Origin of the sequence: Roseococcus pinisoli, from assembly GCF_018413645.1 — a bacterium.
In the GTDB taxonomy this organism is placed as follows: domain Bacteria; phylum Pseudomonadota; class Alphaproteobacteria; order Acetobacterales; family Acetobacteraceae; genus Roseococcus; species Roseococcus pinisoli.
In genome coordinates, this window is record NZ_JAHCDA010000006.1 from 101,984 (window position 1) to 114,537 (window position 12,554).

11 protein-coding genes and 1 tRNA gene are annotated in these 12,554 nt (G+C 71.2%); 9 read left to right on the forward strand and 3 right to left on the reverse strand.

What is annotated here, in order from left to right; translation table 11 throughout:
* Position 1 precedes the first annotated feature (1 nt).
* From KHU32_RS22605 to KHU32_RS22625, 5 genes are all read left to right on the forward strand, one after another.
* On the forward strand, positions 2 to 1,033 hold the full coding sequence (locus KHU32_RS22605) for a zinc-dependent alcohol dehydrogenase (RefSeq protein ID WP_213672452.1): 1,032 nt from the start codon (positions 2 to 4) through the stop codon (positions 1,031 to 1,033).
* Between the two features lie 94 nt (positions 1,034 to 1,127).
* A complete protein-coding gene (locus KHU32_RS22610; protein WP_213672453.1) occupies positions 1,128 to 2,138 on the forward strand; it encodes a Bug family tripartite tricarboxylate transporter substrate binding protein in 1,011 nt (336 codons plus the stop codon).
* A 41-nt stretch (positions 2,139 to 2,179) separates the two neighbouring features.
* Positions 2,180 to 2,938: an SDR family NAD(P)-dependent oxidoreductase gene (locus KHU32_RS22615; protein WP_213672454.1), complete on the forward strand. Its 759-nt coding sequence runs from the start codon at positions 2,180 to 2,182 to the stop codon at positions 2,936 to 2,938.
* A 163-nt stretch (positions 2,939 to 3,101) separates the two neighbouring features.
* Complete coding sequence (locus KHU32_RS22620) at positions 3,102 to 3,350, forward strand: hypothetical protein (RefSeq protein WP_213672455.1); 249 nt, start codon at positions 3,102 to 3,104, stop codon at positions 3,348 to 3,350.
* Positions 3,351 to 3,567: 217 nt separating this feature from the next.
* A complete protein-coding gene (locus KHU32_RS22625; protein ID WP_213672456.1) occupies positions 3,568 to 6,045 on the forward strand; it encodes a PepSY domain-containing protein in 2,478 nt (825 codons plus the stop codon).
* A gap of 4 nt (positions 6,046 to 6,049) precedes the next feature.
* Here KHU32_RS22625 and KHU32_RS22630 read toward each other — a convergent pair whose 3' ends face one another.
* Together KHU32_RS22630 and KHU32_RS22635 are read right to left on the reverse strand one after the other, a co-directional pair.
* Entirely contained in the window at positions 6,050 to 7,327 is a 1,278-nt protein-coding gene (locus tag KHU32_RS22630) for a DUF2325 domain-containing protein (protein WP_213672457.1), read from the reverse strand.
* Positions 7,324 to 8,757, reverse strand: coding sequence for an NAD-dependent succinate-semialdehyde dehydrogenase (locus KHU32_RS22635; RefSeq protein WP_213672458.1), 1,434 nt, complete (start codon positions 8,755 to 8,757; stop codon positions 7,324 to 7,326). Before KHU32_RS22635 ends, KHU32_RS22630 begins: the two co-directional genes overlap by 4 nt.
* Positions 8,758 to 8,962: 205 nt before the next feature.
* Here KHU32_RS22635 and adh point away from each other — a divergent pair, with 205 nt between their 5' ends.
* The 4 genes from adh (at position 8,963) to KHU32_RS22655 (ending at position 12,337) form a co-directional block, all read left to right on the forward strand.
* Positions 8,963 to 10,483: an aldehyde dehydrogenase gene (adh, locus tag KHU32_RS22640; protein ID WP_213672459.1), complete on the forward strand. Its 1,521-nt coding sequence runs from the start codon at positions 8,963 to 8,965 to the stop codon at positions 10,481 to 10,483.
* Complete coding sequence (locus tag KHU32_RS22645) at positions 10,483 to 10,860, forward strand: DUF779 domain-containing protein (RefSeq protein WP_213672460.1); 378 nt, start codon at positions 10,483 to 10,485, stop codon at positions 10,858 to 10,860. The genes adh and KHU32_RS22645 overlap by 1 nt, the downstream gene beginning before the upstream one ends.
* Before the next feature lie 215 nt (positions 10,861 to 11,075).
* On the forward strand, positions 11,076 to 11,975 hold the full coding sequence (locus KHU32_RS22650) for a tyrosine-protein phosphatase (RefSeq protein WP_213672461.1): 900 nt from the start codon (positions 11,076 to 11,078) through the stop codon (positions 11,973 to 11,975).
* A gap of 101 nt (positions 11,976 to 12,076) precedes the next feature.
* Positions 12,077 to 12,337 carry a hypothetical protein gene (locus KHU32_RS22655; protein WP_213672462.1) on the forward strand — a complete coding sequence of 87 codons (261 nt, stop codon included), beginning with the start codon at positions 12,077 to 12,079 and terminating at the stop codon, positions 12,335 to 12,337.
* Positions 12,338 to 12,459: 122 nt separating this feature from the next.
* On the opposite strand, the gene KHU32_RS22660 is transcribed toward KHU32_RS22655, so the two are convergent.
* Positions 12,460 to 12,534: transfer RNA gene (locus KHU32_RS22660), tRNA-Gly, on the reverse strand.
* Positions 12,535 to 12,554 lie beyond the last annotated feature (20 nt).

Here is a 12,554-nt window from a genome sequence, read left to right on the forward strand (position 1 = left end):
CATGCTGGCTCTCCGCAAGACGGAGGCGGCGTTTGGGATCGAGGCGCTCGAGGTGCCCGATCCCGGCGCCCCGGCGGCCGGCGAAGTCCAGATCCGCGTCGAAGCGGTGGGGATCTGCGGCAGCGACGTCCATGCCTATGAGTGGACGGACGGCTACCAGCACATGGTGCCGTACCTGCCGGTGACGATGGGCCACGAGTTCGCTGGCCGCGTCGTGGCCGTCGGGCCCGGCGTCGCGATGGCCGAGGGGACGCGCGTTGCCGTGCATCCCCGCGTCTATAGCGGCGACGGGCAGATCGCCTGGCCGGGCGGTCCCCGCCCGGGCGTGGCGCGGCGCAGCCTCGGCCTCACCGCCGACGGCGCCTTCGCGCGCTTCCTCAACGTGGCGGCGGGCAATGCCCTGCCGCTGCCGGAAGCCGTGGACGCCGAGCTCGGTGCCCTCGTCGAACCGTTGGCCGTTGCGGCCGATGCCGTGCTCGTGGGCGAGGTCGGCATCGGTGACACCGTGCTGGTCCTCGGGCCGGGGACGATCGGGCAGGGGCTCGCGCTGATGGCGCGGGCAGCCGGCGCCGGCCGTGTGATCATCACCGGCCGTGGCGACCAGCCGCGCTACGACGTGCTGCGCCAGCTCGGTTTCAACGACATCGTCGATGTCGGAGAGGGGCCGCTCGTCGACCAGGTGCTCGCGATCACGGGCGGCAAGCCTGTGGACGTGGTGCTGGAGGCGACCGGCTATCCGCCCTCCATCATCGATGCGCTGCAGGTGCTGAAGCGCGAGGGCGTGCTGGTGGCGGCGGGGATCCATGCCGCGCCGCTCAACCTTCCGCTGACTACCTTCGTGCGCAACCGGCACCAGCTGCGCGCCTCCCACGGTTCCGAGCACCGGACCTGGGAGCGCGTGATCGCGCTGCTCGCGCGCGATCCGGAAGGCTTCCGGCCGATGATCACGCATCGCCTGCCGCTGGACCGCGGGCTGGAGGGCTTCGAGCTCTCGCGCCAGCGCGCGGCCAGCAAGGTGATGCTGATGCCCTGAGGCGCGGGCCTTCTTCCGCGCCACGAACCCTGCGCGCCGGCCTCTCGTGGGTCGGCGCGCAGCCGCATGAACAATAACGATCTGGGAGTATCGAATGATGTCGGACACGGCACATCAAAAGCCCTTCATTGCGGGTCCCGGCCTGACGCGCCGCACGGCCCTCGGACTTGGCGGCCTGGCCCTTACCGCGCCCGCGCTCGCCCAGCCGCGCTTCCCGGACCGCCCGGTCCGTCTCGTCTTCCCCTGGCCCTCGGGCGGCTCGGCTGACGCACAGATCCGCGGCATGTGTGAGACGGCCAGCCGCGTGCTCGGCCAGCCCGTCATCATCGACAGCCGCCCCGGCGTCGCCGGCACGCTCGGCCCGCAGCAGGTCGCGGCCCAGTCGCGGCCCGATGGCTACACGCTGACGATCATGCACCACACCGTGATCCGCTGGCCCTTCATGACGCGCACGCCGCGCTGGGATCCGGTGGCGGACTTCACGCATGTCATGGGCCTCGCCGGCTGGCTCTTCGGCACGGTGGTCAAGGCCGACAGCCGCTTCCGCACCTGGGAGGACGTGGTCACCGAGGCGCGCGCCAACCCGGGCAAGCTGACCTACGGCGCCACCGGAGCGGGCTCCTCGCCGCACCTGACCATGGTCGAGATCCAGGAGAAGCTGGGCATCGAGCTGACCCATGTGCCCTATCGCGGCGGCGCCGAGGCGATGACGGCCACCATGGGCGGCCATGTCGACATGGTCAGCGACAGTGCGGCCTGGGCGCCCTTCGTCGATTCCGGCGATATGCGGGCCCTGCACGTCTGGTCGCCGGAGCGTTCGCCGCGCTTCCCGTCGGTGCCGACGCTGAAGAACCTGGGGATCGACCTCACCTCCGTCGCGCCCTACGGCATCAGCGGCCCGAAGGGCATGGACCCCGAGATCGTGGCGCGCCTGCATGACGCGTTCAAGGAAGGCCTCTTCACGGCGGAGAACGCCGCCATCCGTGAGCGCTTCGACCTGCAGCTCGCCTACTACGATCCGGCTGGCTATACGCGCTACGTCACCGAGCAGACGGCGCGCGAGCGGGCGCTCGTGCAGCGTCTCGGCATCAGCGTCGACGGCTGATCGGGCGAGCCGACATGTCCGAATCAAACAAGGAAACAGCCATGAGCAATGCCGATCGCGTCGCCCTCGTCACCGGAGCCGCCCGCGGGCTCGGCGCCGCCATCGCGCGCGCGCTGGCGGCTGAGGGCCATCCCGTGGTCCTCGCCGACGTGCTCGACGGCGTCGAGGCCACGGCGGCCGAGATCGTGGCCGCCGGGCACCAGGCGCGCGCCATCCGCCTCGACGTTGCCGACGAGGCGGCCATCGCCGCCCTGCCGGAGGTCCTGGGCGACTGGTGGCCTCGCCTCGGCGTGCTGGTGAACAACGCCGGCATCTCGCCCAAGGTCGATGGCCGCAAGGTCATGGTGGAGGACATCACCACCGAAGAGTGGCGCCGGGTGATGGACGTGAACCTCACCGGCCCGTTCATGCTCTCGCGCCAGGCGATCCCCGTGCTGAAGAAGCGCGGCTGGGGCCGCATCATCATGATGACGAGCCAGGCGGCGCGCGTGCCGAGCTCCATCACGGGCTCCTACTACGGCGCCTCGAAGACCGGCCTGATGGGCTTCGCCCGCAATCTCGCGGGCGAGCTCGGCGCCTTCGGCATCACGGTGAACAGCATCGCCCCCGGCCGCATCAAGAGCGACATGGTGGCGGGCGCGGCGCCCGGGATGAACGAAGCCTTCCTGCAGCGCATCCCCCTCGGCCGCCTCGGCGAGCCGGAGGAGGTCGCCGAGGTGGTGAAGTTCCTGGTCTCCGACGCGGCCAGCTACCTCACCGGGACGACGATCGACGTCGGCGGCGGCAGCTTCATGCCGTAACGGCCTTTCGCCGTTGCGCAGGGCCCGGCCCGGGGAAACCCGTGCCGGGCCTTTTTCGTTTCCGGCGCCGGCATCGGGGGCGGCAACTTCCGGCGCGGCTGGAGGGTTGAAGCGGAGCCGTCCCGCATCGGGAGCGGCATCAGCAAGGAGGGAGGCCTAAGACATGGCGAATCCCGAATCCAGGACCGTCGCGCCGTCGCCCAAGCCGTCGGGGACGGAACCGCACAAGGACAAATCCGCGCCGCACGACGACTCGCCGCTGTCGGCGCCGGAGAACCCGCCGGGCGTCGGGACGGGGCCGATCACCACCAGCAATCCGACCGGCGTCTCGGGCACCGATATCGAGAAGGAAGCGCCGGAGCCCGAGGAGGGGCCGGCCACCCTGGTCGCGGTTCCACCCGAAGAGGACTGACGAGCGCGCCACGGGCGGACGGGCGGGAGCCCGAGCCGCCGGTCCGGGCCCGGCAGATGACCCATCGCGCCAGCCCTGGGAGGCATGCTTCCGGGTATGCGGAGCTGTGCGCGATGGGATGATCCAGGGAAGGCGATCCGGCTTGCCGTGCTGCGATGCAGCAACTAAGAATCATTCTTAGTAAGGCCGAGCCCTTCGCCATCATCCGCTGGATGCCATGATCCGTTCCATCCTCTTCACGCTGCACTGGCTCATCGGCATCACCGCGGGCACGGTGCTCATGGTGGTGGGCGTCACCGGCGCCCTCATGTCCTTCGAGGACGAGATCCTGCTGCAGCTCAACCGCGGGGTCATGACGGTCGAGGCGCGGGCCGAGCCGGCCCTGGCGCCGGATGCGCTGGTCGCGGCGCTGACCCGGCAGGTGCCGGGCCGCCCCGCCTTCCTCATGGTCCAGGCCGAGCCGGGCCGCGCGGCGCGCGCCTTCGTCGTGCCGCCGGGCGAGACCTCGGCGCGGCGGGGCGGCGCCATCTATCTGGATCCCTATGACGGCACGCTCCTGGGTGCGGCGCGGGGCGAAGCCACCTTCCGCTTCATCCGCGAGATCCATCGTTGGCTCGCCTGGGGCGACATCGGCCGGGCGATCACCGGCGGCTCGGCCATCTGCCTCGTCATCCTGGCCGCGACCGGCCTCTATCTGCGCTGGCCGCGCCGGCCGCTGGACTGGCGCAACTGGTTCGCGATGCGCCTCGCCCTGCGGGGGCGGGCCCTCTTCTGGGAGCTGCATTCGGTGCTGGGCACCTGGGTGCTGCCGCTCTACCTGCTCGCCGCTCTGACCGGGCTCACCTGGTCCTACAACTGGTATCGCGACGCGGTCTGGGCCCTGGCCGGCGTGCCGATCCCCCAGCGGGCCGGCGCACCGCCTGCCGGCGGTGGTGGCGGCGCTGCGGGTGGCGTGCCCCGGGCACGGCCGCAGGGCCAGGCCCTCGACCTCGGCGCCGCCTGGACGGCCTTCGTCGAGGCTGCGCCGCATGGCTACAGCCGGGCGATCCTGCGGCTCCCTGCCCAGCCGGGCCAGCCGCTGCGCGTCAGCTATCTCGATCCCCATCCGCCCAACAGCGTGGCGATGAACCAGATCACCATCGGCACCGACGGCCGCGTGGCCGAGCATACCCGCTTCGAGGCCCTGCCTGCCGGGCACCGCCTCGTCTTCAGCCGGCTGGCGTTGCACACGGGCGAATATTTCGGCCTCGGCGGGCGCATCGCCATGATGGTCGCCTCCCTCCTCATGCCGCTTTTCGGCGTGACGGGCTGGTTGCTTTATCTGGGCCGGCGGCGGCAGAAGCGGGCGGCCAAGGCGCTGGCGAAGCAGTTCCCCGTCCTGGCCGATGCCACGGCACCGCCGCTGCTGATCGCCTTCGCGACCCAGGGCGGCACGGCGCAGGCCCTGGCCTGGCGGAGCGCGGCCTCGCTGCGCGCCGCCGGCGTGCCGGTGCAGGTCTCCTCCGTCGCGACGTTGGGCGCGCCCGACCTCGTGGCGGCCGGGCGCGTGCTCTTCGTCGTCAGCACCTTCGGCGAGGGCGAGCCGCCGGACGCCGCCCGCGCCTTCGCGCGCCGGATGGCGGCGGAGGACCGCGCGCTGGAAGGCGTCGAATACGGGCTGCTGAGCCTGGGCGACCGCAGTTACGCCCATTTCTGCGGCTTCGGCCGGACGCTGGAAGCCGCGCTGCAGCGGCGCGGCGCCAAGCCGCTTTTCGGCACCGTCGAGGCCGGGCGCGAGGATGCCGAGGCTCTCGCCCGCTGGCAGGAGGCCCTGTCCACCCTCGGTGCGGCGCGCGAGGCCGCCCTGGCTTGGACGGAAGCCAGGCCTGAGGCCTGGAGGCTCGCGGCAAGGCGGCATCTCAACCCGGGCAGCGTGGGCTGGCCCGTCTATCACCTGGAATTCGAGCCGGAGCCCGGCACCTCGGCCCAGTGGGAGGCTGGCGACATCGCCGAGTTCCACGTCCCGGCGGAGGCCGTGGCGGCGCAGGATCAGGCGCGCGAGGCCGAGGCCGAGGGGGATGCGGAACTCGCGACGCGCCCCGCCGTCACCGGCCTCGCGCCGCGCGACTATTCCATCGCCTCCGTGCAGGAGGATGGCCGCCTTCACCTGCTGGTGCGCGGCATGCGCTATCCGGACGGCCGGCCCGGCCTGGCCTCGGGCTGGCTCGGGACCGGTGCGGCGATCGGCGACCGTCTCGACTTCCGGCTTCGCGGCAATCCGGGCTTCCACGGCCCGGAGGACGACCGGCCGCTGATCCTGATCGGCAACGGCACGGGCCTTGCCGGGCTGCGGGCGCATCTGCGCCGCCGCGCGAAGCTCGGGCACCGCCGCAACTGGCTCATCTTCGGGGAGCGCAACGCGGCGCACGACTTCCACCATCGCGCCGAGGTGGAGGGCTGGCGGGCCCAGGGCGTGCTGCTGCGGCTGGACCTCGCCTTCTCCCGCGACCAGGAGCAGCGCGTCTATGTGCAGGACCGCCTGCGCGAGGCCGCGCCCCTGCTGCGGGCCTGGGTGGAGGCAGGGGCGGCCATCCTCGTCTGCGGCAGCGCCGAGGGCATGGCCCCGGCCGTGCACGCCGTGCTGGCCGAGGCGCTGGGCGAGGATCGCCTGGACGAGCTGGCCGCCGAGGAACGCTACCGGCGGGATATCTACTGAGGCGTCAGCCGGGCGCGACCGCGCCGTCCGGCTGGGCCAGCGCGGCGAGGAAGCTCGTCACGCCCGAGGAGCGGAGCGGCCGGAAAGGCCGTCCGGCCGCCCTGCAAAGGCGCTTCACGGCCAGCGCCGCCTCGTGGCTCACGCAATCGACCGGGAAGACCACGAGCTCCGCGCGGCCGATCAGCCCCGGCAGCTGGCTGCCATTCGCCTCCAGCCCCCCGTCATGGTGCAGCAGCGCGACGCCGAGCCGCGCGGCGCCCTCGCGCAGGGCCGGCACCTGGTGGGCGCGGCCGCCGACATAGAGGACGGTCCCGGGAAGGGCAGCGGCTTCTGCTGCCAGCGCCGCGGTCTCGGGCGCCAGGAGGGCCAGGCTCGCCTCGGCCTCCGCGACGCGGGCGAGGGCAGCTTCCGCGCTGGCCTCCGCCGCGGCGGCCCGGTCCTCGGCGCGGAGGGCGGCGGCTTCGGCCTCGGCCCGTCGCTCCTCCAGCGCGGCGGCGCGCTGCTCGGCCGCCTCCAGCCGGCGCTGAAGCTCCGCGACAGGGGGAGGGGAAGGCGCGGGCGCCGCGACCTGGGCGAGGCGCTGGGCGGCCAGGGCCTCCTGGGCCGCGGTCCGCTCCTCCACCAGCTCCTGCAGGCGGGCGCGCTGGCGGTCGATCGTCTCGCGCTGCTCGGCGAGCTCGCGGTCCTGCGCGACGAGCCGGCGGATATCGGCGCGATTGGCCGCGCCGACGAGGTGCGAGAGCATGTGCACGGCCCCGAAGGCCTCGCGCATCAGCACCCTGTCCAGGGCGGGATGGGTCAGCACCGCCCAGTAGGCGCCGGGGATGTCCCCGGCCTCGAGCGCCTCGCGCCAGAGGGCGCGCAAGGCCTCCACGTCGCGTGCGGCGCTGAAGCGGTGGATGGGCGCGGCGTGGCGGTCGTCCAGCGCCTTGTTCAGCAGCTTGCCGCGATGGTCGTCCCGCCCGGCCAGGCCCACGCCGCGGCCATGCAGGTCATGGTCGGTGGCATCGGCCGGCGCGAGGTCGAGTTTGCGCAGCAGCCGGCGCAGCTCGTCCGACGAGAGGCAGGTGCCGATGATGGAGCAGTGGAAGGTGCCGTCGAGGTCCCAGATCCGGCGGCGGCGCGGCACGGCGGGCGCCGGCGGGAGCGCGGCCTTGGCGGGTGGCGGGGCGCTCGCCATGAAGGCCGCGAGGCCGGGGAGCGCGGGCGCCGGCTGGCCGGGCATTCGGATCGCGCAGTCGCACGCCTCCTGCACGACCCGCCGGGCGCCCGCGCCGCTCATGCGGCGGCCACCAGGTGGGAGACGTTCTTCGTGACGGTGTAGCAGGCAAGGCCCTCGGAGCCGCCCTCGCGGCCGTAGCCGCTGTCCTTCACGCCGCCGAAGGGCGTCTCCGCGATGGAGGCGGTGAGGTGGTTGATGGAGAGATTGCCGACCTCCACCCCGTCCGACAGAGCTTCGACATTCGGCGCGGAGTTGGTGAAGGCATAGGCGGCGAGGCCGAAGGGCAGGGAATTCGCCTTCTCGATGGCCTGGCCGATGCTTTGCGTCCGGCTGATGAGGGCGAGCGGGCCGAAGGGCTCCTCCTGCATGGCCAGCGCGTCGTCCGGCACGTCGGAGAGCACGGTCAGCGGGAAGAGGTTGCCCTGGTTGCCCACGCGCGCGCCGCCGGCGAGCACCTTGGCGCCGCGCGAGACGGCGTCGGCGATCAGGCGCTCCATGGCCTCGACGCGGCGCGGATTGGCGAGCGGGCCCATCTGCGTGTCGGCGGCCAGCCCGTTGCCGATCTTCACCCCGGCCGCCTTCTCGCCGAAGGCGCTGGCGAAGCGGTCATGGATCGCATCGTCGACGAAGAAGCGCGTGGGGGAGACACAGACCTGCCCGGCATTGCGCGACTTGCCGAGCGCCGAGGTCGCGGCCGTGGAGACCGGGTCCACGTCGCCGCAGACGATCACGGGCGCATGGCCGCCGAGCTCCATGATCGCCGGCTTCATGTAGGCGCCGGCCAGCGAGGCCAGCTTCTTGCCCACCGGAACCGAGCCGGTGAAGGTCACGAGGCGGATGCCCGGCTGCGGGATCAGATATTCCGAGATCTCGCCCGGCACACCGAAGAGCAGGCTGAGCGCGCCCTTGGGCACGCCCGCGTCGATGAAGGCCTGCACGAGGAAATAGGCGCCGGCCGGCGTCTCCTCCGAGGCCTTGAGGATGATGGCGCAGCCCGCCGCGAGCGCGCCCGCCACCTTCCGCGTGGGCGAGCTGATGGGGAAGTTCCAGGGCGAGAAGCCGGCGACGATGCCGATCGGCTCGCGCAGCACGATGTGGCGCATCCCGGGCTCGGAGGGGATGACGCGGCCATAGGCGCGGCGCCCTTCCTCGGCGTCCCAGTCAATGATGTCGCAGGCGCGCAGCACCTCGATCTTCGCCTGGCCGAGGGGCTTGCCCTGCTCCAGCGTGATGGCCTCGGCGATGGTATCGGCGCGCTCGCGCAGGAGCTGCGCCGCGCGCTGCATGATCTGCGCGCGCTTGGCCGGCGCGGTGCGGCGCCAGGCGCGGTGGCCGGCCTCGGCCGCCTCCAGCGCGTCGTCGAGGTCCTGGCGGGTCGCATGCGGCAATTCGCCGATCACGCCGTCGTCGAAGGGGTTGTAGACGGGCTGGCCGGAGCGGCCGCGCCACTCGCCGGCGATGCAAAGCTTCAGTTCGGGATAGGCGGCCATGATTTCCTCCGGCCCGTCACCGGGCAATCGTTATAAATGATTGGATATAGCGACGGAGGGCTTGTCAACGCCGGCGCGGCGGAGGGCGGGGGCGATTCCAGTCGCCCCGGGGGGCGCGGTGCGCTATATTGGCGCAAATATAACGAGCCGCGGCGCTTCCGTCCCCGAGGGGCGGCGACCGGGGCGGAAACCAGGAGGAAGCACCGTGGTCGACAAGGTTCTGAGCGACATCGCCAAGGAAATCTCGATCCGTCCGCACTACGACAACTGGATCGGCGGAAAGTGGGTGCCGGCCGTGAAGGGCCAGCGCTTCGACAATATCTCCCCCATCAACGGCAAGGTGATCTGCACCGTCGCGCGCTCGACCGCGGAGGATGTGGAGCTCGCGCTCGATGCGGCGCATGCCGCGCGCGAGGCCTGGGGCAAGACCTCCGTCGCCGAACGCTCGGCCGTGCTGCTGAAGATCGCCGAGCGCATCGAGAGCCGCCTGCCCACGCTGGCGCTGGTCGAGACGATCGACAACGGCAAGCCCATCCGCGAGACCACGGCGGCCGACCTGCCCCTCGCCGTCGACCATTTCCGCTACTTCGCCGGTGTGATCCGCGCGCAGGAAGGCAGCCTCAGCGAGATCGACAAGGACACGGTCGCCTACCACTTCCACGAGCCGCTGGGCGTTGTGGCGCAGATCATCCCCTGGAATTTTCCGCTGCTGATGGCGGTGTGGAAGCTCGCCCCGGCGCTGGCCGCCGGCAATTGCGTGGTGCTCAAGCCCGCCGAGCAGACACCCATGGCCATCGCCGTGCTGATGGACATCCTGGCCGACATCCTGCCGCCCGGCGTGGTCAACGTCGTGCAGGGCTTCGGCGTCGAGGCCGGCAAGCCGCTGGCGCAGTCCAAGCGCGTCGCCAAGGTCGCCTTCACGGGCGAGACCACGACGGGCCGGCTGATCATGCAATACGCGTCCGAGAACATCATCCCCGTCACGCTGGAGCTGGGTGGCAAGTCGCCGAACATCTTCTTCAAGGACGTGATGGCCGAGGATGACGACTTCCTCGACAAGGCGCTCGAAGGCTTCACCATGTTCGCCCTCAACCAGGGCGAGGTCTGCACCTGCCCGAGCCGCGCGCTGGTGCATGAGAGCATCTACGACCGCTTCATGGAGAAGGCGATCAAGCGCGTCGGCAAGATCATCCAGGGCAATCCGCTGGACAGCGCGACCATGGTCGGCGCCCAGGCCTCCAACGACCAGCTGGAGAAGATCCTCTCCTACCTGGACATCGGCAAGCAGGAAGGTGCCAGGGTCCTCATCGGCGGCGAGCAGTACAAGCCCGGCGGCGAGCTGGACGGCGGCTTCTACGTGAAGCCCACCGTGCTGGAGGGCCATAACCGTATGCGCGTCTTCCAGGAGGAGATCTTCGGGCCGGTGCTCTCCGTCACGAAGTTCAAGGATGACGAGGAGGCGCTCTCCATCGCCAACGACACGCTCTACGGCCTCGGCGCCGGCGTGTGGTCGCGCGACGGTACCCGGGCCTATCGCTTCGGCCGCGCGATCCAGGCCGGGCGCGTCTGGACCAACTGCTACCACCTTTACCCGGCGCATGCGGCCTTCGGCGGCTACAAGCAGTCGGGCATCGGGCGCGAGAATCACAAGTCGATGCTGGGCCACTACCAGCAGACCAAGAATCTTCTCGTCAGCTACAGCCCGAAGGCACTGGGCTTCTTCTGATGATCCCCCGCGTCCTCGCGACGCCGGCCGCGGAGGCGCTCATCGAGCGCCTCCGTTCGCTGCACGGGCCGCTGATGTTCCATCAGTCCGGCGGGTGCTGCGACGGCTCCGCGCCCATGTGCTACCAGGCCGGCGAGTTCCGGACCGGTGCGCAGGACGTGCTGATGGGCGAGATCGCGGGCTGCGCCTTCTACATGGGCGCGGCGCAGTTCGAGTACTGGCGGCACACGCAGCTCATCATCGATGTGGTGAAGGGCCGCGGCTCGGGCTTCTCGCTGGAGGCGCCGGAGGGCCTGCGCTTCCTCACGCGCAGCCGTCTCTTCACGGATGACGAGGCCCGCGCGCTGGAAGCCGAGGGCTTGCCCGCAGCCGATTGATGTCGGGGCATAAATTATGGCGGATCGAAGCGCCATGGGGCCCCTCGATCTGCCGCCATTCCCCCTTTCCACCTCGATTCAGCCTGCTAGACCCGGAGGGTCGTCGCCTCCCTTGTCGTGCGGCGGCCGACCGGAACTGCACCAGCGCGGCAGGATGTCGCGCCGGCGCTGACCGTGTCGTGCATTCCACCCGCTACGAGATCGGAAACGCGCCCATGCTTCCATCATCTTCCGGACCGGCCGGCCTGTCGCGCCGCACGCTCGGCCTCGCGGGCCTCGCCGTCGCCGCCGGCACGACGCAGGCCTCGGCGGCCCGTGCGCCGGGCGAGAGCCTCGGCCTCGCCTCGGTGCCAAACCTGCGTGAGTTCGGGGGCTATGTGGCGAAGGACGGCACCGTCTTCCGGCACGGCCTGCTGTTCCGCGCGAACCAGCTGAACCCGGTCGCGCCGGCGGACATGGCGCGCCTCACCGAGCTCGGCCTGCGCGTCAGCTTCGACCTGCGTACCGCCAAGGAGCGCGAGGCCGCGCCGGACATGCTGGCGCCCGGCATGCGCGGCGAGTGGCTGGACGTGATGGCCGGGGCCGATAGCGGCGATTCCGCGCAGATGGAGGTGCTGGTCGCCAATATGGGCGGCGGCAGCGCCGGCATGTCGCCGGCGCGCATCCAGGCGCTCTACGTCGATACCTATCGCGACTTCGTCCGGCTGGACTCGGCGCGCACCGCCTTCCGCACGCTCTACACGGCGCTGGCGCAGGCGGAGAACCGGCCCGCGGTGTTCCACTGCACGACCGGCAAGGACCGCACCGGCTGGGCCGCGGCGGCGCTGCTGTCGCTGCTCGGGATGCCGCTCGAGACGGTGTACCAGGACTATCTGCGCAGCAACGACTACATCCTGCCCTTCTTCGCCGGGCGGATCGCGCAGTTCACCGCCGCCGGCGGGGATGCGGCCCTGCCGCGCGCGATGCTGGAAGTCCGGTCGGAATACCTGGCGGCGTCCTTCGCCGAGGTGACGCAGCGCTACGGTTCCATCGAGCGCTATTTCAGCCGCGGCCTTGGCATCAACGCCGCGGGCCAGGCGGCGCTGCGCCAGGCCTTCCTGGAACAGTCCCGGTAAACGGAGGCCCGTCGGCCAGATCGCTGCCAGCCTCCCCACAGGAAGGGTGAAACGCCCGCCGGAGCAACCGCTCGGCGGGTTTTCCATGTCGCCATGATCTCATGCCGCGCCTGCGCAGGCCGTCCCCATGCGCTCTGTTCTTCAGCCTCGTGGCCCTGCCGGCAATGGCGCAGCCCGCCGATCCTCGCGGAGGGAGGTTCGCGCTCGGCGGCTTCGGGGCCGACTGGCAGACGGCCGTGACGGTGGGCTACCGATTCGACCTGGGCGGTGCGCGCCCCCTGTCGCAGGAGTTCCAGAACTCGCACCTGGTTTGGGATGTCACGATGCATGGGTCGATTATCGGCGCTGACCTGCGCTTCTAAGGGGAAGCGAGGCATCGACGCAGGCAAACGCGCGACATTCTGCCGCAGCGTGGCTTGCTGACTTGCATGCTGAAAATTTTCTGGGAAGATATCGGCCGGCCTTGAAAGGCCTGGGGGTAATCTGGAGCGGGCGAAGGGATTCGAACCCTCGACCCCGACCTTGGCAAGGTCGTGCTCTACCCCTGAGCTACGCCCGCCCGCTCCGTGAGGCAATGTT

Coding starts and splice junctions, on each gene's coding strand:
- KHU32_RS22630 (WP_213672457.1), bottom strand. CDS start 7,327: ATGAGCGGCGCGGGCGCCCGGCGGGTCGTGCAGGAGGCGTGCGACTGC.
- KHU32_RS22635 (WP_213672458.1), bottom strand. CDS start 8,757: ATGGCCGCCTATCCCGAACTGAAGCTTTGCATCGCCGGCGAGTGGCGC.
- KHU32_RS22655 (WP_213672462.1), top strand. CDS start 12,077: ATGCCGCGCCTGCGCAGGCCGTCCCCATGCGCTCTGTTCTTCAGCCTC.
- KHU32_RS22610 (WP_213672453.1), top strand. CDS start 1,128: ATGATGTCGGACACGGCACATCAAAAGCCCTTCATTGCGGGTCCCGGC.
- KHU32_RS22620 (WP_213672455.1), top strand. CDS start 3,102: ATGGCGAATCCCGAATCCAGGACCGTCGCGCCGTCGCCCAAGCCGTCG.
- KHU32_RS22645 (WP_213672460.1), top strand. CDS start 10,483: ATGATCCCCCGCGTCCTCGCGACGCCGGCCGCGGAGGCGCTCATCGAG.
- KHU32_RS22615 (WP_213672454.1), top strand. CDS start 2,180: ATGAGCAATGCCGATCGCGTCGCCCTCGTCACCGGAGCCGCCCGCGGG.
- KHU32_RS22625 (WP_213672456.1), top strand. CDS start 3,568: ATGATCCGTTCCATCCTCTTCACGCTGCACTGGCTCATCGGCATCACC.
- KHU32_RS22605 (WP_213672452.1), top strand. CDS start 2: ATGCTGGCTCTCCGCAAGACGGAGGCGGCGTTTGGGATCGAGGCGCTC.
- KHU32_RS22650 (WP_213672461.1), top strand. CDS start 11,076: ATGCTTCCATCATCTTCCGGACCGGCCGGCCTGTCGCGCCGCACGCTC.